The following is a 20,740-nucleotide window of genomic DNA, read 5'->3' as shown; positions in this document are numbered from 1 at the left end:
CGGTAACAAGTCTCAGGTCAAGCGCCGTCCACGCCTGCCTCTATGACTTGCCCTGATAGGTCGGAGATGAGGATGTCCAGCGAGGTCTGCGCGATCAGGTGCGGAGAAGTGCCGGTATTGACGCAGTTGACCCGGATGCCGTCAGTGGCCCATTCGTGGGCCAGTGCCCGGGTGAGCCCGGCCACCGCGGCCCGTGAGGCCGCGTGCAGCGCCCCGAAACCGGGCGGGCTGTGCAGCAGCAGGCTGCCGCGCAGATGCGGGCGGGCGGCTCGGGCCACGGTGAGCGCGCCCAGATGGTTGACGCTGACCGCGTCGGCGACGCTCTCGACGGTGGCCTCGGCGAGCCCGCCCGCGTGGCCGGCGACCGCCGCGTTCACCACGTGGTCGACCTCTCCCACGCCGTCGAGAGCCTTGGCCACCGCACCGGCGTCGTCGACGCGCACCCCGTCGGCCTCGGAGAAGGCGTGCACCCGGGCGCCGCGGGCGGCGGCCAGCTCCGCGATCTCCGCGGAGCCGAAGACCACCACGCTCTGCCCGTCCAGCCCTCCGGGATCGCCCGCCGGCACCCTGACGGCGAGCTGGAAGAGCCGCTCGGCGATGTGCAGGTCGGCCGGATGGGTGACCTTGATGTTGTGCTCGCTGCCCGGCACCAGGTGGATCGGAACGCCGGGCAGGTAGCGCAGCACCACGCCGCAGTCGTCGGTGGCGGGCCGCTCGCCGAAACCGGGATCGGCCATCGCCCGCTCGTAGGCCTCGCGGATCAGCGAGAGCCGGAAGCACTGAGGCGTCTGGCTGCGCCGCAGCCGCGCCCGGTCCAGCACCTCGCCGATCACCTCGCCGCCGGGCGCCGGCTCGGCCACCAGGACCGTGTCGGAGCTCGGGATCGCCACATTGACGGCGGGATGGTCGCGCAGCGCCCTGACGCACTCGGCGATGATGCGCGGCTCCACCAGCGGGCGCACGGCGTCGTGCAGCAGCACGTTGCACTCCTGCGTGCCCAGCGCCCGCAGCGCCCGCCACGTGCTCTCGGTGCGGCTCGCGCCGCCGTCGACGACCTGGCTGACCTTGCCGTAGCCGCCCCGCGCGACGATCTCGCGCACCCGGTCGGCGTGCCCCGGCGTCATCAGCACCACGATCTCGTCGATCTCGGGGGCGCGCTCGAACGCCGCCAGCGAGTGCTCGATGATCGTCCGCCCGGCCACCTCGACGAGCTGTTTGGGCGTGTCATGCCCGAACCGCTGCCCCACGCCGCCCGCGAGGAGCACCCCAACCGACCGCAGCCGTGACGTCATACCGCGAGCCTAACGGTCCTGGTCCGTGATATCGCGTTGACCTCTCGCTACGCTGTGCCTACGCACCCGCGTGCCCGCACTCCCGACCCGACCGGGAGGAGACCTGTGCCTTGCCCGACTCAATGACGCGAGGTGGCACGACCAGCCCTCATGCCGCGGCCGTGGTCCTCGCCACGACGCCGGCATGCGGGCTCTCGTGCGCCGACGGCACACTGCTCGACCGGCTCAGCGACCAGCTCGCCACGCTGCCGGTGCGCGAGGTGCAGGTGGTGACCCCCAGCGGCGGCCTCGGCGCCGACCTGCGAGGAGTGGCCAAGATCGCCCGCACCGCCACCGGCGCCGTCGCCGTGCTGCCCGGCGACCTCGTGATCCACACCGAGGCGCTGGCGCTGCTGCTCGAACACCCGGCCCACGACACCGGCGCGCTGGTCTGCCGGGAGACGGCCGCGGCCCCGCTCCGGCCGCCCGTACGCGTCGAAGGCGGCAAGGTCGTCGCCGCGGCCAGCTCGTTCCACCTGGTCCCCGAGGCGAACGCCACGTTCAGGGGAGTGCTCCAGGCGGCCGAGGCCGACCTCGGCGTGCTGGCCGACATCGCCGAAGAGCTGGCCGAGCTGGCCGACACCGGCCGCCTCGGCCCCGTCACCCCGGTCGAGGCCGTCGACCTGCTGCTCGTCGGGCTGGTCCGATCGGGTGTGGCCGTACGCGCGGCGACGCTCGGGCCGCTGCACGCCGACCGGGTGACCGGCCAGATCTCCGCGGACACCGCCCTGGCCAAGCTGGCCGAGGTCGACGAGGCCAAGGTCAAGGTCGAGACCGCCGTCAAGCACGACGACGGCTTCTTCGCCACCTACTTCGTCTCCACCTGGACCCGCCACCTGATCAGGCCGGCCGCCACGCTCAGGCTGACGCCCAACACCGTCACCGGCGTCTCCGTCGGCCTGGCGCTGCTGTCGGCCGTCTGGTTCTCCGCCGGCACCCCGGCCGCGCGGCTGGCCGGGGCGGTGCTGCTCTACCTGTCGTTCGCGCTCGACTGCCTCGACGGGCAGCTCGCCCGCTACACCCGCACGTTCTCCCCGCTCGGCGCGTGGGCCGACGGCATGGCCGACCGGCTCAAGGAATACGTCGTCTACATCGGCCTGGCCGCAGGGTACGCCGGACCCCGCATCTGGTACCTCGCGGTGGCCGCGATGATCCTGCAGATCGTCCGGCACGCCGTCGACTACACGTACGCGGGGGCCGTGGCCGACGCCGCCCGCGTCGGCGCCGCCTGGGGCCGGCCCGCCCGCTCCCTGCTGGAGTCGGAGGACGCCCGCCGCGCCAGGGGCGTGCTCGGCCTCGCCCAGCGGCTCGAACGCGACACCGCGGCGCGCTGGCTCAAGAAGATCATCGTGCTGCCCATCGGCGAGCGCACCGCCCTGATCGCCATCACCGCCGCCGGCTGGAACGCCAAGGTCACGTTCCTGTCGCTGCTGTGCTGGGGCGGCGTGGCGGCCCTCTACCAGCTCTGCGGACGGATCGCGAGGTCGGCACGGTGACATCGGTTCACATGGCACCCGTCCCCAGCAGCACGGTCGTGGCCTACCGCGACGACGGCCCGCTCGCGCGGGCCATGGGCCTGCTCGTGGCCGGGCAGCTCCCGCCGCTGCCCCCGGTGATCGCGGGCACGTTCGTCACCGGGGTGCTGCTGGTGCTCGGCGTGGCCGGGTCCGACGGGCTCGCCGTGTTCGCGCCCGCCGTGACGCTGCTGCTGGCCGGGCCGGGCAGCAGCCACGCGCACGACGGCCGGCTCGACTGGCTCGTGCCGCCGATCCTGCGGGTCATCGAATACACCTTCATCGCGGCGTGCGGGTTCGCCCACGGGGTGCACCCCGTGCTGATCACGTTGCTGCTCGGCGCGCTGGCCTTCCACCACTACGACCTGGTCCACCGGCTGCGCCAGCGCGTCTACGCGCCGGCCTGGCTGTCCACGTTCGGGCTCGGCTGGGACGGGCGGATGATGGTGGTCTCGCTGGTCGCCCTCATGGGCTGGCTGACCGGCGGCTACGTGCTGTTCGCGCTCTACCTGTGGGCGTTGTTCGGCTGGGAGAGCCTCACCTGCTGGCTGGCCGCACCCCAGGCGGGGGCGGAAGCGGCGGAAACGGGAACACAAGACTGATGCCAGATTGCCCACCGTAGGCCGAAAGGGAACTAACCTTTGGGCCTACGGTGGCGCGTCCAACGACCCGCCCCCAAACGCGGGTCGCGTCCAGTGCCCCGCCGCACGTTACGACTGAGGAGTGCACGTTGCTGGGAATGGTTCTGGCCGCCGGGGCCGGACGACGCCTGCGGCCGTACACCGACACGCTGCCCAAGGCGCTCGTGCCGGTCGACGGCGAGACCACGATCATGGACATCTCGCTGCGCAACCTTGCCGAGGTGGACCTGCGGGAGGTCGTGGTCGTCGTCGGTTACGCGGCGCAGGCCGTCCACGACCGCAAGGAGGAGCTGGAGGACAGGCACGGCGTCAAGCTCACCCTCGTGCACAACGACAAGGCCGAGGAGTGGAACAACGCCTACTCCCTGTGGTGCGCGCGCGACTACTTCGCCCAGGGCGCGCTGCTGGTCAACGGCGACACCGTGCACCCGGTCTCGGTCGAGAAGACGCTGCTGTCGGCGCCCGGGACGAGCGACATCCTGCTGGCCGTCGACAACGTGAAAAAGCTCGCCGACGAGGAGATGAAGGTCACCCTCTCGCCGGAGGGCGCGCTGCGCCGCATCACCAAGCTCATGGATCCGGCCGAGGCCTACGGCGAGTACATCGGCGCCACCCTCATTCGGCCGGGCGCGGCCGAGCGGCTGGCCGACGCGCTCAAGGCGACGTTCGAGCGCGACCCGCAGCTCTACTACGAGGACGGTTACCAGGAGATGGTCGGGCGCGGCGAGCTGATCCACGCCGCGCCCATCGGGGAGGTCGACTGGGTCGAGGTGGACAACCACGACGACCTGGCGAAGGCCCGCACCATAGCCGTGCGCTACTGAGGGGGCGCGATGCCGCTTCTAGCGAGAATGCTGCCGACGCCGCTGACCATGCAGGTCAGGCGGGGCGCGGTGGCGGAGCTCGGCGCGCTGCTGGCCGACAGCCGCGTGGCCACCTCCGGCAGGGTCGCCGTGGCCGTCGGGCCGGGCCAGGGCGACCACATCGAAAGCCTGATAGCGCCCACGCTGGGTGAGGCCGAGATCTTCAGGGTGGCCGCCGGCACGGTCGAGGCGGCCGTCTCGCTCGGCGCCGACCTGCGCAAGGGCGCCTACGAAGTCGTGGTCGGCGTCGGGGGCGGCAAGACGATCGACGCGACGAAATACGCCGCGTCGCTCGCCGGCATCCCGATGGTGGCCGTGGCCACCAACCTCGCCCACGACGGCATCTGCTCGCCCACCGCCTCCCTGGTCTACGACGGCGGCAAGGGCACGTTCGGGGTGCCGATGCCGCTGGCGATCCTCGTCGACCTCGACTTCGTGCACAACGCGCCGAAACAGCTCGTCCGGGCGGGCGTGGGCGACGTGGTGAGCAACCTGTCGGCGATCGAGGACTGGCAGCTGGGCAACGTCGAGCGCGGCGAGCCGATCGACGGGCTGGCCTGCTCCATGGCCCGCACGGCCGCGGAGGCGCTGATCGGGCGGGCCGACTCCATCGAGTCCGACGCGTTCCTCACCGTGCTGGCCGAATCGCTGATCCTGTCGGGCATGTCGATGGTGATCGCGGGCTCGTCCCGGCCCGCGAGCGGTGGCGACCATGAGATCCTTCATGCCGTGGATCAGCTCTTCCCCGGCACCTCCAACCACGGCGAGCTCGCCGGCATCGGTGCCGCCTTCTGCTTCTTCCTCAGGCAGGACGACGCTCGCGTGGCGCAGGTGACCGACTGCCTGCGCCGGCACGAGCTGCCGATCGTCCCCGCCGACATCGGGCTGTCCAGCCAGCAGTTCGCCGAGGCCGTCGCGCTGGCGCCGGCCACCCGTCCCGGCCGCTACACGATCCTGGAGCACCTGCGCATGCAGGACTCCGAGATCCACGATCGGGTGGAGGACTATGTCCGGGCCTTCGGTCGCTGAGCTGCGGCGGGTCGCCCAGCCCGAGGGCCACCTCCAGCGCAAGAACGGCGAGCACTGGGCGGGCGTCCTCTACATGCGCAGGATGTCCATCTACGTCACGTGGCTGATGGCCAAGACGTCGGTCACGCCCAACCAGCTCACGTGGGTGATGACGCTGGCCGGCATCGTGGCCGGCGTCGTGCTGGCCCTGCCAGGGCTCTGGGCGGCCCTGTTCGCCGCGCTGCTCATCCAGGTCTACCTCCTGCTCGACTGCTCCGACGGCGAGCTGGCCCGCTGGACGGGGAAGACCTCGCTGGTCGGCGTCTATCTCGACCGCGTCGGCGCCTACTTCACCGAGGCGGCGCTGCTGGCCGGGCTGGGCTGGCGGGCCTCGGCCGTCCTGCCCGACTGGTACACCGTGCTGGGGGTCGGCGCCGCGCTGGGCGCGATCCTCATCAAGGCCGAGACCGACCTCGTGGACGTGGCGCGGGCCAAGGGCGGGCTGACGGCCGCGACCGAGGCGTCCGTGGGCCAGTTCCGCTCCGGGCTGCTGGGGCTGGGCAGGCGGGTGCTGTCGGCGACGAAGTTCCACCGCATCGTGCAGCCGGTGGAGCTGTCGCTGCTCGCGCTGGCGACCGCGGTGATCGATCTGGCGATCGGCGATCTCACTCCCACCAGGGTGTTGCTCGTCGCCTGTTTCGTCGCCGCCTGCCTACAGGTTGTCCTGCATTTGGTCAGCATCCTGGCATCGAGGCGACTTGCGTGATCTCATGTCGGAACCGGAAGGGCCCCTCGTCCGTCGTATTGATCGGACGTCCGCCGTTCGGTGGGGGTTCACTGACGGTTCCGATACGCTTAGCTCCACCCATATCCCAAACGATGCAGACCAGCAGACTCGGTGATCATGAAAGAATGCTCCGCCCGTGCTCTCAACGCGTCAGGACGATGATTCGTTGAAGATCTCGTGCGTCATCCTCACCATGGGCAACCGGGTCGCGGAGCTGAACCGGGCGGTCGAGTCCGCGCTCAACCAGGTCGACGGCGACGTCGAGGTGGTGATCGTAGGCAATGGCGCCGACGTGCCCGAGGTGTCGGCGACGCCACCCGAGGGGTCGTCCGCGATCGTGAAAGCGATCCGGCTCGACCAGAACACCGGCATTCCCGCAGGCCGAAACCGCGGCGTGGAGGAGTGCTCGGGCGACGTCGTGCTGTTCCTCGACGATGACGGCTGGTATGCCAGCCAGAAAGTGGTCGCCCACGTACGCGACCGTTTCGCCACCGAGCCCGACCTCGCGGTGATCTCCTTCCGGGTGATGGACCCCGACGGCGGCATCGGGCAGCGGCGTCACGTCCCCCGCCTGCGCGCGGGCGATCCGCAGCGCTCGTCGCCCGTCACGACGTTCCTCGGCGGCGCCTCGGCCATCAGGCGCTCGGCCTTCCTGCAGGTGGGCGGCCTGCCCGAGCGGTTCTTCTACGCGCACGAGGAGACCGACCTGGCCTGGCGGCTGCTCGGCGAGGGCTACCGCATCGAATATGATGCCGAGACGGTGATGTACCACCCGCAGGTGCCGCCGACACGGCACACCGAGTTCTACCGGCTCAACGCCCGCAACCGGGTCTGGCTGGCCCGGCGCAACCTGCCGTGGCCGCTGGCGTTCCTCTACCTCACCAACTGGGTCGTCCTCACCATCGTGCGCGAGCGCGGCTCGGGCGGCGCGCTCAAAGCCTGGTTCGCCGGCTTCTTCGAAGGCCTGCGCACCTCCGCCGGCGAGCGCCGTCCCATGGCCTGGCGTACGGCCTGGCGCATGGTCAAGCTGGGCCGCCCGCCGATCGTCTGAGCTCAGGCCTGCTCGGCCGCGCCGAAGACCATCTCGGCACGCGAGACGTTCATGCTGAACAACGCCCGCTTCGGCAGGCCCAGCTCGCTCAGCTCCTTGGCGACGGGATGGTTGCCCAGGCGGATCAGCGCCCCGGCGGGGCGGACCCTGGCGCCGCGCGCCCGCACCGACCAGGGCACGCGCCGCGTCACGCCCTCCCGGTGCGTGTACGCGTCCAGCGGCGCCACGACGGTGGCGCCCGGCACCGGCACGCCCGGCTTGACCAGCATGTCGAGCACGAGCCTGCCGTCCTTGCGCAGCACACACCGCTTGTACGGCGAGCCGAGCCGCAACTCGATGTCGGCCAGCTCCTTCGGGAACCCCCACAGCGTGCGCCCGGCTTCCAGCGTGAAGTGCTGGTCGACCGGCAGCCAGTGCACGAACATCCCGGCCTTCGACAGGTCGGCCGCTCTCATGGGCCCCGACGCGCCCGGCGGGCGCACCAGGAACGCCATGCCGAACTCGTGGTAGGCGTCGAGGTCGCCGTCTCGGTAGTCGACGAACAGCAGCACGCAGAGAGCCTTGCCCGGCAGGACCTCGGCGACGTCGAGCCCGGAGTAGGCGATGACCGCCCTGGCGGCGTCGGCGCGCACCGGGTGGAAGGCGCCGCAGATCTCCGCGTCCCGCACCCGCACCGGCATGCCGACCGTCCGGCCGTGGATCAGATGCGTTGCCATGGTTCCAGTACATCAACCGGCAGGCCGTGTGACCATTCCCGTTCGGGTGCCGTCCGGTGCTGTGACCGGAAACGATCGCCCGGTAGGCGTGACCGCGGGCGGCGGCGGAAGCGCGCGTGGCACTGGCGACCGACCGCGCGTCGGCGTGGCGCCGGTGGTGTCAGGAGTTGCCCGCGGTGCCGGGGCTGCCCAGGTGCCGGGCGAAGAAGCGGATCGAGCTGTCGATCTCGAAGGACGGGACTCGGAAGTGGCCGCCGGGGTTGGCGTGCAGGGTCTTCTCGGCGGAGCCGAGCGCGTCGAACAGCTTCATGACTGAGTCCCGCGGGTTGCCTTCATCGTCCCACTGCAGCACGAACTCGACCGGGATCGTGATCCGCGCCGCGGTGTCGATGAGCCACTCGCTTCCGACGAGGCCGAGGACGGCAGCTGTGATCCGGGGTTCGGCCGCGACGAGGCGGATGCCCATCTCACCGCCCTGGGACAGGCCGTAGTACCCGACGGGCTGGCCGTCGCCGACGGAGTCCAGTTTCCGGAGCGCGTCCAGGGTGGTCTGCCAGTCGGGTACGAGCTGCGCCGCCACGGTTTCGTTGAGGGCGGGCCACTCCGGGCCGGACCAGAAGGGCTCGCCCGCGGCCTCTCGTTCCTGGATGAGCGCGACGAGCCGCCGGATCTCCGGGTGCTCCGGCCTGTCGCCGGTGCCTGGAGCGTCGATCGCGGCGACCGCGAAGCCGCAGGAGGTGACGTAGGGGAAGGCCCGGGAGACGACCTCCCATCCCTTCTTGTGCTGGCCGCCGCCGTGCCCGATCAAGACCAGCGGACGGGGACCGGAGCCCTCGGCGGGCGTCCAGAGCACCCCGGGGATGTCTCCGATGGTGAAGAGCTGTTCGCGGATGCCGTCAGCGACGGTTTCTGAGGCGATGCGCATGGCAGGATTACATCGGCATTCGCACTGACGATGCGAGTCAATTATCCGGGCGGTCGGGCAGCCGCCGGTTGGTCTCCCGCCGCCCGGCACGTTCGGCCATGCCGCCCGGCTTTCCATGGTCACGCCCGCGGAGCGCCCTACGCGCCAACGCGCTGATCGTTTCGGGTCGCGGCACTAAGAGCTGTTTCTTGGATCAGGTGCGGAGCCAGATGACCAGGGCGGCCAGGGTGACGGTGCCGAGGAAGATGTAGGCGCGTTTGTCGTATCGGGTGGCAACGGCTCGGAAGTTCTTTAGCCGATTGATCGCCCGTTCGACGACGTTCCTGCCCTTGTAGCGTTCGGCGTCGAAGCCGGTGGGCCGTCCTCCGGCCGAGCCGTGCCGGCGACGGTGGGCGCGTTGATCGCGTGGTTCGGGGATGGTGTGGCGGATCTTGCGGCGGCGCAGGTAGGCGCGGTTGGCGCGGGAGGAGTACGCCTTGTCCGCGGCCAGGCTGTCCGCCCGGGTGCGCGGGCGTCCCGGGCCCAGCTGGGGGACCCGGATGGCGGCCAGCACCCGCCGGAACTGCGGGCTATCGCCGTATTGACCTGGTGTCAGCACCAGCGACAGTGTCCGGCAGCGGCCGTCCGCGGACAGGTGGATCTTGGTGGTGAACCCGCCACGGGAACGGCCTAAGCACTCCCCAGTCTGACCACCTCCGCCAGCCGGGCGGCCAAAGCGGTCAGCACTGGATCGCCCCGGTTGTCCCCGCGGCATCCCCTTTTTGCCGCCTCGGGGCGGGAGGCGGCGGGGGCGGGGTGCGTGGTGCGCCGGCGGCGTGCTGGTGCGCCCGGACGGTGGTGGAGTCCACGGAGATGTCCCAGTCCACCCGGCCCTTGGCGTCCTGCTCGGCCTGGATCGCGGTCAGCAGCGCCTGCCAGGTGCCATCGGCCGACCAGCGGCGGTGTCGCTTGTAGACCGTGATCCACGGACCGAACCGCTCGGGCAGGTCACGCCAGGGCAGCCCAGTCCGAGCCCGATACAACACCCCGTCGATCGTCTTGCGGTGGTCATTCCATCGGCCACCCCGCCGGCCGCCCTCGGGCAGCAGCTGCCTGAGCCGCTCCCACTCGGCGTTCGTTAAGTCACCACGCCTCATGCACCCATCGTGACAACATCACCACATTTAGTCCGCAGATCTAAGAAGCAGCTCTTAGGTGTGATGTGAGTGCCCCACCGGCACGGGGGCGGGCGCACCAGGAACGCCATGCCGAACTCGTGGTAGGCGTCGAGGTCGCCGTCTCGGTAGTCGACGAACAGCAGCACGCAGAGAGCCTTGCCCGGCAGGACCTCGGCGACGTCGAGCCCGGAGTAGGCGATGACCGCCCTGGCGGCGTCGGCGCGCACCGGGTGGAAGGCGCCGCAGATCTCCGCGTCCCGCACCCGCACCGGCATGCCGACCGTCCGGCCGTGGATCAGATGCGTTGCCATGTCTCCAGCGCATCAACCGGCAGGCCGTGTGACCATTCCCGCCCTGGTGCCGTCTAGGTGTGATGTGAGTTTCCAACCGACACGGGGGGCGTCATCATCGAGGAGCTGTATCGCGAGCACTGGCCGCTCGTGTGCGGGTTCCTCCTGCGCAGGACCCGTGACCCCCATCTCGCGGAAGATTTGGCGCAGGAGACCTTCGTCAAGGCGACGAGGGCCCTGCTGGGCTGGCGCGGTGAGAACCCGGCCGCCTGGCTGCTCGCCATCGCCCGCAACGTTCTCATCGACCACGTGCGCCGCCGCCGGATCGAGGTGGCCCTGCCGGACCCCGGCGAGCTGGGCGTCCCTCCGCTCCACGTGGCCTCGCTCGACGTGCGCGACGCCCTCGACCGGCTGTCCGAACAGCACCGCAGGCTGCTCACGCTGGTCTACCTCGAAGGGTTCTCGCTCGTGGAGGTGGCCGTGATGACCGGCAGGAAGCACGCCTCGATCAAGACCGCCGTGTGGCGGGCCAGGAACGCCTTCGCCGACATCTACGGAGCCCCCGAATGACCAACGACTTGCCAGAAATGCCGGACTTCGACCCGAAGGCCACCCGGAACGCCGTCCGGCGGGGTGTCTTCAGGACGGCCGCGATCGTCCTGACCGCCCTCGTCCTCCTCGCCGCGGCGGTCACGTGGGGGTCGGCTCTGGTGCAGACCCGCGGCGACCGCGAGCAGCGCATGGCGGCGGTGCTCGGCACCGCGTTCAAGATGTACAGCCCGGCCTACGCCGTGAGCGTGAGCGCCTGCTGCGAGACCACTCCGGTGTCGATGTCCCTGGAGGTGCAGGTGGCTCCCCTGCGTCCTGTCGGCGACTTCTGGCCCGCGGGCGGCGCCGCGTACACGATCAGCCAGAACCTCTTCGGCCGGGTGGGGCGGCTGCCGCTGGGCAGCACGGCCAACACCAGGCTCTCCACAGCCCTGTACGACGTCGGCACCACCCTCGCCCCGAAGGAGGAGGTGCGCAAGGTGCTTGACAGGCTGCCCGGGGACCTCAGGGCGCTGGCGGTCGTGGAGTTCGCCACGCCCCTGCCCGAGAGCGACATGAAGGCCTTCCTGAAGACGCACGGCACCTGTGCCGAGCGGGTCGCCTACGAGCGCAGGCCGGGTGCCCTGTCCATCAACTGGGGCTTCGGTTACTGGTCCGGCGCGCGGACGAACCTCGGCGAGAAGGGCGGCGACATGACCGAGGAAGCGTGCGGCGGCGGGCTACGGGATTTCCGTGCCTGGGTCGGCCTGCTCCGCGAGCACGACGACGCCAACCTGCGCGCCTTCGACCTGTCCCTGGACCGGCTGCGCGAGGCGGCGGACGGCGGCCTCGCCCACGCCTACGTCGACCAGGTCGGCTCGATCGAGAAGCTGCGCGAGGTGATCAGAGATCCGCGCGTCCGCACGGTCCGCCTGGCGGACGTCGCCTTCGATCTGGACAAACCCTGAACCGCCACCGGGTCCGGGGCCCTTAGACCGCCAGCGCGTGCGCGGTCAGGCCGGCCCACGACTCGGCGCGGCGCACGAAGTCCTGAGCGTGGTCCGGCCAGTGGTGGCGCAGGCGCGCCTCGGCGTGGCCCAGCGCGCCCAGCTTGAGCCGGCGTGCCGGGTCCTCCTTGAGGTCCAGGACGGCGTTGAGGACGGCGTCCACGTCGAGGGGCACCACGAGGCCGCAGCCGGCCCGCTCGACCAGCGCGGCGCCCTGCGGGGTGGTGATCACGGGCAGCCCCTGGCCCATGTAGTCCATGATCTTGGTGGGCGGCGCCGGCACCGTGCCGGCGGCCAGCGACAGGCCCGCCAGCGCGCCCCCGGCCATGCGCAGGGCGTGCCGGTTGGGCACGTAGCCGTACCAGTCGAGCAGGCCGACGCGCTGGGCGTCGCGCAGCAGCGGCCGCACGTCGCGGGCCGCCGAGCCGATCAGGTCGAGCCTGATCCCGTGTGGGACGAGGCGTTCGGCCAGCCCGATCAGCTCCGTCACGCCGCGCTCGGCCGACAGGCGGCCGATGTGCACGACCCTGGTGTCGCCGGGTGGAGGTGGTCCGGCCGACACCTGGGTCGCCTCGGGGACCACCGCGGGGGTGATCACCCGGTGCCGGCGTCCCGCCCGGGCGAGCAGCGCCGGGGCCACCTGCTCGCGTACGTCCCAGACGACAGGGGGGCGCCGGTGGGGCAGCGTGCGCAGCAGCCGGTGCTCGTGGACGAGCAGGAGGTCCGCGTCCTGCACGCCGCGCCTGAGCGCCGCGCGGGCCCGGCCCGACGACGCGTGGTACGCCACGTCGACAGCCGCGAGCCCCATGGCCGGCGTCACGTTGAAGTAGGTGAACGGCGCGACGTAGGTCACCTCGTGGCCCGCGTCGAGCAGCGCCCGGATCTGCCGGTGCATGATCCGGGCGTCCTCGGGATGATGGACGGTCGTGGCGACACATGCGCGCATGTGTCGATGCTCGGCGCTAACCAGGTCAAAGGCGTTAATGCGGGCCGAACGGCTGCTTAACTTCGGGATGGCCGCCGGTAGAGCCAGGTCAGGCGGGGCTCAAGCACCCACTTGAAGACCGTGCGGGTCTCCGGCAGGCACAACACGATCGCCAGGGCGAAGGAGCTGAAGGTGATCGCCAGCACGCCGAGCGGCCCGTACAGCCACGGGAAGTCCAGCCAGCCCTGGTCCTTGGCGATGAGGACGGGGATGCCGTGCAGCAGGTAGCAGTAGAGCGTGCGGGTGCCGAGGTCGGTGTACCAGGTCTCCTTCCTGGGCACCAGCGCCAGCACGGCGAAGCACAGGGCCAGCGCGCACACCAGCAGGCCGACGCGCAGGCCGAGCCCCATGTACCAGGACAGGTCGAGGTCCTGGTAGCTGTTCTTGTAGTAGAAGGGGCCGAGCGGGGCCTTGGGCGCGATGTAGATGGCCACCGCCGCCGCGCCGAGCACCGTGACCGCCGAGACGATCTTGATCCAGCGCCGGTTGAGCAGTTCGAAGTGCTCCGGCTGCATCACGAGGCCGATGACGAAGAACGGCAGGAGGCCGAAGAAGCGATCCATGCTGAAGTCGCCCGAGATCTGCGAGAACCCGGCGAACAGGTAGATTGCGATCGACACGGGCACGGGGTATTTCATGCGCTTCCACACCGGCGTGGACAGGCGCCAGAACAGCAGCGCCAGGAGATACCAGTTGAGCCACGCCGGGTCGATGATCGTCAGGCTCCACTTCTGGCCCAGCGCGAAGCGGAGCGCGGCGTAGCCGACCTCGACGATCACGTAGGGGACGAGGAACGTGTCGACCAGCTTGTTGGTCTTCGCGTTGGAGTTCCAGAAATTTCTGGACAGGTAGCCGCTGATCAGCACGAACAGCGGCATGTGGAACGTGTAGATGAAGATGTACAGCGACCTGGAGGAGTCAGCCGACAGGGTCGGAACCAGCGAGTGGCCCAGCGGCACGAGCGCGATCAGGATGAACTTGACGTTGTCGAGAAACGGATCGCGCTTGCGCTTGGGCGGCTGCTCGGCCTGCTGCTTGGGCTGCGGTTGCGCCTGGGGCTGCGCGGCGGGCGCCGTGACCACGGGACGATCGGCCCGCACCGCCGGCTGCGGCGCGGTGCGCTCGCCGGGGGGCACGCCGTGCGGGTCGGTGGCCTCGCTCCAGAAGGTCTCCTCCGGCAGCGGCCATCGGGCTCCCGTGTCGGCGGGCCCGTCCTCGCCGTCGGGGCTCCGCGGGGTCGTGACGGGTGGGGACCATCTGGTGTCAGACACTGGGGGAGTCGCTCAGCTTCGCTCGGGGCCGGGGAACACGACGGCAGCACGACGCGGACGGCCTTGCGGCCCCGTGTCGCGCTGCGTCGCCGACCCGCAACACACTATCCCGCTCTCAAGGGTGCTGTCCCTCACGCGGGAGATATGACCCGATTACACAGGCAACTTGGAGCGTCAGGTGCACACGTTCTTCTGCTCGGACGCGTTGATCGAGCTCTGCTCGACGCTGTCGGGCAGCTTGCTGACCTTGACCGAGTCGAAGTCCTCGCCGATGACGAACTGGATCACCGGGGTGCCCTTGAGCTTGGCCCCGCCGGTGCTGGTCGTCGCGGACGTGTACGGCTGCGCATTCGTCGCCTTGACCTTGCCCGACGCCGGCGAGGGCTTGGGCACGACGGCCTTGGCCAGCACGCCGGCGTAGTCGGGCGCCGTCTCGATCGACTTGGCGTAGTGGACCTCGCTCTTGGGCAGGGTAGCGCCGCCCGGGGCCTCGTAGTTGCCCACCTCGACCACCTTGAAGCCCTGCTCGGCCAGCTGGGCGGCGACCTCGCCGGCCTTGCCCTGGGTTTTGGTGCCGTTGAGCACCTGGACCCGCACCTGCTCCGGCTTGGGCGTGACCTTGGGCTTGGAGCTGGAGCTGGCGCTGGCGGACGGCGACGGCTCGGTGACCTCGGTGTCCGTCTTGATCGCGGTGAACAGCTTCTCGGCGTCGGGCTGCCTCCAGATCACGCGGGCCTCGGGGTTCTCCGGGTCGGGCAACACCGGGACCGTGGTGAGCTCGACCCCCTTCGCCGTCAGCTGCTTCGTGCTCATGGCGATGGAGATGAGCTTCTCGGTGTCGTTGGCGAGCGCGGGGTCCATGGTGACCGAGCCGGCGGCGGCCGCGATGAAGTTTCTGAGCTTGCCGACGTCGGTCATGAGCTCGCTGCTGGTGGCCTTGGCGATGACCTTGCTCAGGAAGATCTGCTGCCGCTTGATGCGCTGGAGGTCGCTGCCGTCGCCGTATTTGCGCAGGCGTACGTAGCCCAGGGCCTTCTCGCCGTTGAGCAGGCTCTTGCCGGGCGGCAGCACCAGCTTGGAGGATTTGTCGTTGACGCCGGACTTCAGGCAGATCTCGATGCCGCCCAGGGCGTCGACGATGTTCTTGAAGCCGCTGAAGTCGACCTCGACGAAGTGGTTGACGCGGATGCCGGTGAGGGTCTCGAGCGTGGAGATCGTGCACGCGACGCCGCCCGAGTTGTACGCCGAGTTGATCATGTCACGGCGCGGCGGCATCTCCTGCTTGGTGGTCTCGTTCTTGCACTTCGGGATCTGCACCATCGAGTCGCGCGGGAAGCTGATCAGCCGGGCCTGGTCGCGGTCGGGGGAGATGTGCAGCAGGATAATCGTGTCGGTGCGCTTGCCGCCGCCGTCGGCCTGCCTGGCGGTCTCCTGGCCGTATTTCGCATTGCCCTCGCCCGCGCGGGTGTCGGAGCCCACGAGCAGCACGTTGAGCGCGCCGGTGTCGACGGGTCGCGGGTTGATGATGTCGTCGTTGATGCTCTTCTGCTTGATATTGCCGAACGCGTCGCGGTAGACGACGTAGCCGGTCAGCGCGCCCACGACCATGAGCGAGGTGACGCCGATGCTGACCCAGGCCAGCACGCGCATCCTGCCGCCCTGACCGCCGCCGCCACCGCGGTGGCCGCGGGGTGGCCGGTCGTCGTCAGGAGGCGGGGGAGGAGGCGGCGTGGAGCCCGCCGCTCTGCGGGCCATCCTGCTGCCCGGCGGGGAGTGAGCGCCTCGACGCTCGTGCGGAAAATCGGCTACTGGCGCGCCCCTGTAGTCGCTCATACGCCCCCTAGCCTCACTTCTTGCGCCTGACGCGCCGGCTTGGTCGCTCCGGGCAACGAGAGTAGGACACGTGCGGCGTGCCCGTGGCCATGATCGTAGGCGACGGTCGTGACCCGGGTGTGACGTTTTCGCGGCAAAGCATACTCAGAGCCGGACATTGGGTGGAATATCATCGCCAAACTCTTTTCACCCTCCGGGTTCTCGTCGCAGCGAATCAGGCTTGAGACTGAGGGCCGCCGCCAGGCAGGCCAGAGGTACGGCCGGCAGAACGTAGCGATAGTCGAACTCGGCGGCCGCGGCCGGTGTGACCAGCAGCACGACGGCCGCCGACCACGGCACCAGCCAGGCCGGAGCCCCCGCGCGAGGCCGGCCCCGCCGCCTGCGCCGGAACCCGGCGACGGCCGCCACCGGCGGCACCAGCAGCACCCCCAGAAGCACCGGGCCGGGCAGCCGCGCTGCGCTCTGGTAGGCCCTCAGCCATCCGGCGTAAGGCTCGACGATCTTCGTGCCGATCGCACCCTGCTCGTAGAGCTTGGCATATTCGGCGCCGACCTGTGCGGGATAACGGCCAGGCGGGCCTGGCTCGCTGACCGGGAACTCGTAGTAGCCGTAAATCTCGGCGTCAGGATAGACCGGGCGGCCCCAGACGAACGTGCGGCCCAGCTCGCCCAGCACGGAGGCGGCGTAGTCGAGCGGCTGGGTGGTGATCGCCAGCGCCGCGAACCTGGCCGCGAGCTCGTCGTTCTCCTGGGTGAAGGTGATCCCCGGCTGCAGGACGAGGGGCGCGTCCTTGGCCCAGATGTACTCCTGGGAGGGAGGGCGCCGCTCCGGCGGGCGCGGGTCGCACAGGACCTTCAGATCGGGCGGCGGGTCCATCCTGTCGCAGTCGGCGAACGACATCGTGCGGGCGTAGAGGAAGGCGCCGTTCGCGCCCACCAGGCCGACCCGCTGGTAGGTGGCGTAGAACCAGGCGCCGTACGCGACGAGCGGCACCAGGGCGGCGGCGAGCAGCACCCCGGCAGGACGGATGCGCCCGCGCAACACGAACCAGCCGGCCAGCACGACGATCAGCGGCTGGCCGACCGTCCTGGTGAGCACGGCGGCGGCCAGCAGCAGACCGATGGCGGCGACCGTGGCGGGCCGCCGCGTCATGCTGAGCGAGACGGCCGCCACGACCAGGAACATGAAGAGGGTGTCGGCGACCAGCAGGTGCTCGAGCTCGATCTGGTACGCGTCCAGCAGCACGGGGACGGTGGCCAGCGTCGCCGCCCACCGGGGCGCCCGGCGCGCCGCAGCCAGGTACACGAGCACGCCGGTGGCCAGCCCGAGCAGGTGTTGCACGACGGCGACGGCGGCGAAGGAGTGCAGCGGCTCGAGCAGCTTGAGGAACATCGAGTAGCCCGCCGGCCGCACCAGGTCGGGGCGCGGGTGGAAGACGGTGACGATGTAGGTGTAGGTGTCGGGGAACCACAGGGCGGGCCGGTAACCCGCCATCGCCAGGACGCGCAGGGCCGTGCCGAGGCCGAGCACGGCCAGGAACCATCCGTGCCGCCGTGTCAACCGCTGGGCCCGGCGGCGGGTGTCGCGCGGGAGACGCCGCCTGCCCCGGCGGGCCGGCGCGGGCGCCTCCGCACGAGCCTCCGACATCACCCGTACGTCCTCCCGAATCTCCGGCACGCCGCAGAGGTGCGCGATCCGACACCCGGCCGACACCCGGCCGCCACCCCCGGGCGGTCTGCCACCGTACGGTACCGGCGTTCGCGCGGAACCCGTGCCACTGGTGGCGCGCCACACCCCTGTCACCGGCGTGCCCGGTGCTCGCTGTTGGATACGCTCGCTCACCGATGGGACACGATCGACCAGGCCGGTTGCTCGCCGCGCTCACGGTGCTGCCCGCGCTCGCCGTGGCGGGATGGCTGCTGGCCGGGCTGCCGCTGCTGCTGCTCGGCCACTTCGCGCCGCTGCCCGCCGCGCTGCTCGGGCTGCCCGCCGCCGCGCTGCTGTGCCGGGCGGGCACGCGGCGGCTCGGCAAGCTGGTCGAGGCCACGCCCTGGCAGGTCGCGGGGGTCGTGGTGGTGGCCGTGGCCTCGGGCGTGTTCAACACGCTGCTGCACAGCGAGCAGATCGCCGTCAGGCGCGATCCGGCGACCTACGCGCTCTACGCGGCCTGGATCGCGGACCACGGCTCGCTGCCCATCCCCCGGCAGGCCGAGGCGTTCGGCGGGTCCGACCCCTGGTTGATCTTCGCCGGCGTCGGCTTCTTCGACGTGCCCGGCGGGGTGGTGCCGCAGTTCATGCCGGGGGCGCCGCTGCTGTTCGCGGTGGGCAACTGGTTCGGGGCGCCGTTCGCCATGCCCGCCGTGCTGGGCGCGCTGGCCGTACTCACGCTGGCCGGGCTGGTGGCGCGGCTGGCCGGCGCGCGGTGGGCGGTGGTCGCGGCGGTGGCGCTCGCGGTGAGCCTGCCGATCCTCTACACCTCCCGCACCACGTTCAGCGAGATCCCGTCGTTGATCCTGCTGTTCGGCGGCCTGTCGCTGACCTGCGACGCGCTCGCCAGGCCGGGGTGGTGGCGCGGGGTGCTGGCGGGGCTGGTGTTCGGGCTGGCCGTGCTGGTCAGGATCGACGGGCTGCGCGACGTGCTGCCGGTGCTGGCGTTCGCGGGGCTGCTGATCGCGATGTGGCGTTCGGCAAGGAACAGGGGTGCTCTGGGGCCGGGGCTGCTGGCCGGTCTGGTCGCGGGCGGCGGGCTGGGGATGCTCGCCGGATACGCGCTGGCCCGGCCGTACCTGGGCTATCTGGCGGGCTCGATCCGGCCGCTGCTGCTCATCTGCGCGGGCGTGCTCGTGCTCACCGCGGCCGGCACGGCCGCCGCGCCGCTCCTGGCGCGGTGGCGGCCGCCGGGCTGGCTGCCGGTGGCGGGCGCCGGGCTGACCGTGCTCCTCATGGCCGGCCTCTACGCGCGGCCGTGGGTGCAGACGGTCACCCGGGTGCCCGCGCACGAGAGCGACCAGCGCACGTTCACGATGATCGAGGCGATCCAGCGGGCCAACGGCATGGCCCCCGACGGCACCCGGCTCTACTTCGAATACTCGCTGCACTGGGCGGTCTGGTACGTCGGCCTGCCCGCGGTCGTGCTGGCCACGGTCGCCGCGGCCCTGCTCGTCCGCCGGCTGCTGCGCGACGGCACGCCCTTGGAGTGGCTGCTGCCGCTGGCGGTCGTCGGCTGGACGACCGTCACCACGCTGCTGCGGCCCGAGATCACCCCCGACCATCCGTGGGCCGCCCGCCGCCTGGTCCCCGTCGTCATCCCTGGGCTCGTCCTGCTGGCCGCGTACGCGCTGGCCTGGCTGCGCGACCAGGCGGGCCGGCGCGGCACGCGCGTCCGGTGCTGGGGCACGGCGCTGGCGGTGGTGCTGGTGCTCGTGCCCCCGGCCGTGACCTCGATCGGCACGGCGTTCACGCCGATCGAGCGGGGCGAGGCGGCGGCGGTCGAGGCGATGTGCGGCAAGATCCCGCGGAACGCGTCGGTGTTGTTCGTGGAGCGGGTCACCGGCGACCGGTTCATGCAGGCGGTGCGGGGCACGTGCGGGCGGCCCGCGGCCGCGGTCAGGCGCGTGCTCACCGACGTCGCGCCGGAGGACCAGGTCCGCCGCCTGATCGAACGGGTGCGGGGCACGGGGCGCGTGCCGGTCGTGCTGGCCGCCGACGAGGGCCAGGTCTCGCCGTACGGGCGGGCGACACAGATCATGGGGCTGGTGGCGCGCCAGGACGAGCGCTCGCTGATCGAGGCCCCGAACGGCACCTGGACCCTGCGGATGAACGTCTGGATGGCCGTGTCGGAATGAGTTGATCTTGTAGGGTAGACTCTGTGCTCCTCCGGGCAGAGTAACCTCGATCCTCGTGAGCACGCTTGACGCCTCCAAGAGTGGACCTGCCGTGGATGAAGCGCCATACGTCACGATCGTCCTTCCCTGCTACAACGAGCAGGATCACGTCATCGACGAGGTCGAGCGCATCACCAGGGCGATGGACTCGAGCGGCTACACCTACGAGCTCGTGGCCGTCGACGACTGCTCCAGTGACGAGACGCTGGCCAGGCTGAAGGAGGCCGCGCCCGGCTATCCCCACCTGCGCATCCGCGCCTTCCACCGCAACGGCGGCGCCGGCACCGTGCGGCGCATCGGCACGCAGGAGGCCAAGGGCGAGATCGTCGTGTGGACCGACGCCGACATGACCTACCCCAACGAGCGCATCCCCGAGCTGGTGCAGATCCTGGAGAAGGATTCCACGATCGACATGGTGGTCGGCGCGCGCACCAGCGAGGAGGGCTCGCACAAGCTGCTGCGGGTGCCCGCCAAGTGGGTGATCCGCAAGGTGGCCGAGAAGCTGGCCGGGCAGAAGATCCCCGACCTCAACTCCGGGCTGCGGGCCTTCCGCAGGCCGGTGGCCAAGCCCTATCTCCGGCTGCTGCCTCCCGGATTCTCCTGCGTCACGACGATCACGCTGTCGTTCCTGTCCAACCAGCACGACGTCTACTACCTGCCGATCGGCTACGCCAAGCGGGCCGGCAAGTCGAAGTTCAGCTTCGTCTCCGACGCCTACCGCTACATCCTGCAGGTGCTGCGGATGATCATGTACTTCAACCCGCTCAAGGTGCTGATGCCGCCCGCGCTGTGGCTGGTGGGCATCGGGCTCGTGAAGGGCATCTGGGACATGATCGAGCAGCCGTTCTACTTCCCGGCCAACACCGTCATGATCTTCCTGTCCGGGTTGCTGATCGGGTCCGTGGCGCTGCTCGCGGACCTGATCGTGCGCTCGCGCGGGAACTGACCG

General features: G+C 70.8%; 18 protein-coding genes and 1 pseudogene. 10 read left to right on the top strand and 9 right to left on the bottom strand.

The features are described 5' to 3' along the window. Window positions 1-17: 17 nt before the first annotated feature. Entirely contained in the window at window positions 18-1,292 is a 1,275-nt protein-coding gene (ispD, locus tag ACTWPV_RS19880; RefSeq protein ID WP_443152926.1) for a 2-C-methyl-D-erythritol 4-phosphate cytidylyltransferase, read from the bottom strand. Between the two features lie 110 nt (window positions 1,293-1,402). Here ispD and ACTWPV_RS19875 point away from each other — a divergent pair, with 110 nt between their 5' ends. The 6 genes from ACTWPV_RS19875 to ACTWPV_RS19850 all read left to right on the top strand — a co-directional run bounded on the left by ACTWPV_RS19875 (window position 1,403) and on the right by ACTWPV_RS19850 (window position 7,195). Beyond that, on the top strand, window positions 1,403-2,827 hold the full coding sequence (locus ACTWPV_RS19875) for a CDP-alcohol phosphatidyltransferase family protein (RefSeq protein ID WP_443152925.1): 1,425 nt from the start codon (window positions 1,403-1,405) through the stop codon (window positions 2,825-2,827). 11 nt (window positions 2,828-2,838) lie between these two features. Beyond that, window positions 2,839-3,447, top strand: coding sequence for a DUF5941 domain-containing protein (locus ACTWPV_RS19870; protein ID WP_443152924.1), 609 nt, complete (start codon window positions 2,839-2,841; stop codon window positions 3,445-3,447). Window positions 3,448-3,575: 128 nt separating this feature from the next. Beyond that, complete coding sequence (locus ACTWPV_RS19865) at window positions 3,576-4,310, top strand: phosphocholine cytidylyltransferase family protein (protein ID WP_347643217.1); 735 nt, start codon at window positions 3,576-3,578, stop codon at window positions 4,308-4,310. 27 nt (window positions 4,311-4,337) lie between these two features. Then, window positions 4,338-5,378, top strand: a complete 1,041-nt coding sequence (locus ACTWPV_RS19860) for an iron-containing alcohol dehydrogenase family protein (protein WP_347643825.1) — start codon at window positions 4,338-4,340, stop codon at window positions 5,376-5,378. Further along, entirely contained in the window at window positions 5,356-6,123 is a 768-nt protein-coding gene (locus ACTWPV_RS19855) for a CDP-alcohol phosphatidyltransferase family protein (RefSeq protein ID WP_347643218.1), read from the top strand. The genes ACTWPV_RS19860 and ACTWPV_RS19855 overlap by 23 nt, the downstream gene beginning before the upstream one ends. Window positions 6,124-6,310: 187 nt before the next feature. Beyond that, window positions 6,311-7,195 (top strand): glycosyltransferase family 2 protein, encoded by an 885-nt coding sequence (locus ACTWPV_RS19850; RefSeq protein ID WP_347643219.1) that lies wholly within the window; start codon window positions 6,311-6,313, stop codon window positions 7,193-7,195. A gap of 2 nt (window positions 7,196-7,197) precedes the next feature. On the opposite strand, the gene ACTWPV_RS19845 is transcribed toward ACTWPV_RS19850, so the two are convergent. From ACTWPV_RS19845 to ACTWPV_RS19830, 4 genes and pseudogenes are all read right to left on the bottom strand, one after another. After that, window positions 7,198-7,911 (bottom strand): acetoacetate decarboxylase family protein, encoded by a 714-nt coding sequence (locus ACTWPV_RS19845; RefSeq protein WP_443152923.1) that lies wholly within the window; start codon window positions 7,909-7,911, stop codon window positions 7,198-7,200. Window positions 7,912-8,071: 160 nt separating this feature from the next. Next, window positions 8,072-8,836: a dienelactone hydrolase family protein gene (locus ACTWPV_RS19840; protein ID WP_443152922.1), complete on the bottom strand. Its 765-nt coding sequence runs from the start codon at window positions 8,834-8,836 to the stop codon at window positions 8,072-8,074. A 193-nt stretch (window positions 8,837-9,029) separates the two neighbouring features. Continuing rightward, a pseudogene (locus tag ACTWPV_RS19835) lies at window positions 9,030-9,972 on the bottom strand (IS5 family transposase). Then, a complete protein-coding gene (locus ACTWPV_RS19830) occupies window positions 9,969-10,304 on the bottom strand; it encodes a hypothetical protein (protein WP_443152921.1) in 336 nt (111 codons plus the stop codon). The pseudogene ACTWPV_RS19835 and the gene ACTWPV_RS19830 overlap by 4 nt, the downstream one beginning before the upstream one ends. 93 nt (window positions 10,305-10,397) lie before the next feature. On the opposite strand from ACTWPV_RS19830, the gene ACTWPV_RS19825 reads away from it, so the two are divergent. Both ACTWPV_RS19825 and ACTWPV_RS19820 read left to right on the top strand, forming a co-directional pair. Further along, entirely contained in the window at window positions 10,398-10,853 is a 456-nt protein-coding gene (locus tag ACTWPV_RS19825; protein ID WP_443153144.1) for an RNA polymerase sigma factor, read from the top strand. Continuing rightward, a complete protein-coding gene (locus ACTWPV_RS19820) occupies window positions 10,850-11,779 on the top strand; it encodes a hypothetical protein (RefSeq protein ID WP_443152920.1) in 930 nt (309 codons plus the stop codon). The genes ACTWPV_RS19825 and ACTWPV_RS19820 overlap by 4 nt, the downstream gene beginning before the upstream one ends. A gap of 22 nt (window positions 11,780-11,801) precedes the next feature. Here the strand turns inward: ACTWPV_RS19820 and ACTWPV_RS19815 are convergent, their stop codons facing one another. The 4 genes from ACTWPV_RS19815 to ACTWPV_RS19800 all read right to left on the bottom strand — a co-directional run bounded on the left by ACTWPV_RS19815 (window position 11,802) and on the right by ACTWPV_RS19800 (window position 17,584). Then, a complete protein-coding gene (locus tag ACTWPV_RS19815; RefSeq protein ID WP_443152919.1) occupies window positions 11,802-12,764 on the bottom strand; it encodes a glycosyltransferase in 963 nt (320 codons plus the stop codon). Window positions 12,765-12,820: 56 nt separating this feature from the next. Then, entirely contained in the window at window positions 12,821-14,074 is a 1,254-nt protein-coding gene (locus ACTWPV_RS19810) for an acyltransferase family protein (protein WP_347643223.1), read from the bottom strand. A 174-nt stretch (window positions 14,075-14,248) separates the two neighbouring features. Next, window positions 14,249-15,829, bottom strand: coding sequence for an LCP family protein (locus tag ACTWPV_RS19805; RefSeq protein ID WP_443152918.1), 1,581 nt, complete (start codon window positions 15,827-15,829; stop codon window positions 14,249-14,251). 264 nt (window positions 15,830-16,093) lie between these two features. Then, window positions 16,094-17,584 (bottom strand): hypothetical protein, encoded by a 1,491-nt coding sequence (locus ACTWPV_RS19800; RefSeq protein ID WP_443152917.1) that lies wholly within the window; start codon window positions 17,582-17,584, stop codon window positions 16,094-16,096. Window positions 17,585-17,751: 167 nt separating this feature from the next. Here ACTWPV_RS19800 and ACTWPV_RS19795 point away from each other — a divergent pair, with 167 nt between their 5' ends. Together ACTWPV_RS19795 and ACTWPV_RS19790 are read left to right on the top strand one after the other, a co-directional pair. Beyond that, the gene (locus tag ACTWPV_RS19795) at window positions 17,752-19,752 is read left to right on the top strand and encodes a glycosyltransferase family 39 protein (RefSeq protein ID WP_443152916.1); all 2,001 of its coding nucleotides are present in this window, start codon (window positions 17,752-17,754) and stop codon (window positions 19,750-19,752) included. 91 nt (window positions 19,753-19,843) lie between these two features. Beyond that, entirely contained in the window at window positions 19,844-20,737 is an 894-nt protein-coding gene (locus tag ACTWPV_RS19790) for a glycosyltransferase family 2 protein (protein ID WP_443152915.1), read from the top strand. Window positions 20,738-20,740: the final 3 nt, after the last annotated feature.

The sequence above is a fragment of the Nonomuraea sp. KM88 genome, assembly GCF_052245635.1.
Classification (GTDB): domain Bacteria; phylum Actinomycetota; class Actinomycetes; order Streptosporangiales; family Streptosporangiaceae; genus Nonomuraea.
Note: the sequence above shows the minus strand (reverse complement) of the source record. Positions and strands in the feature narration are given on the sequence as shown.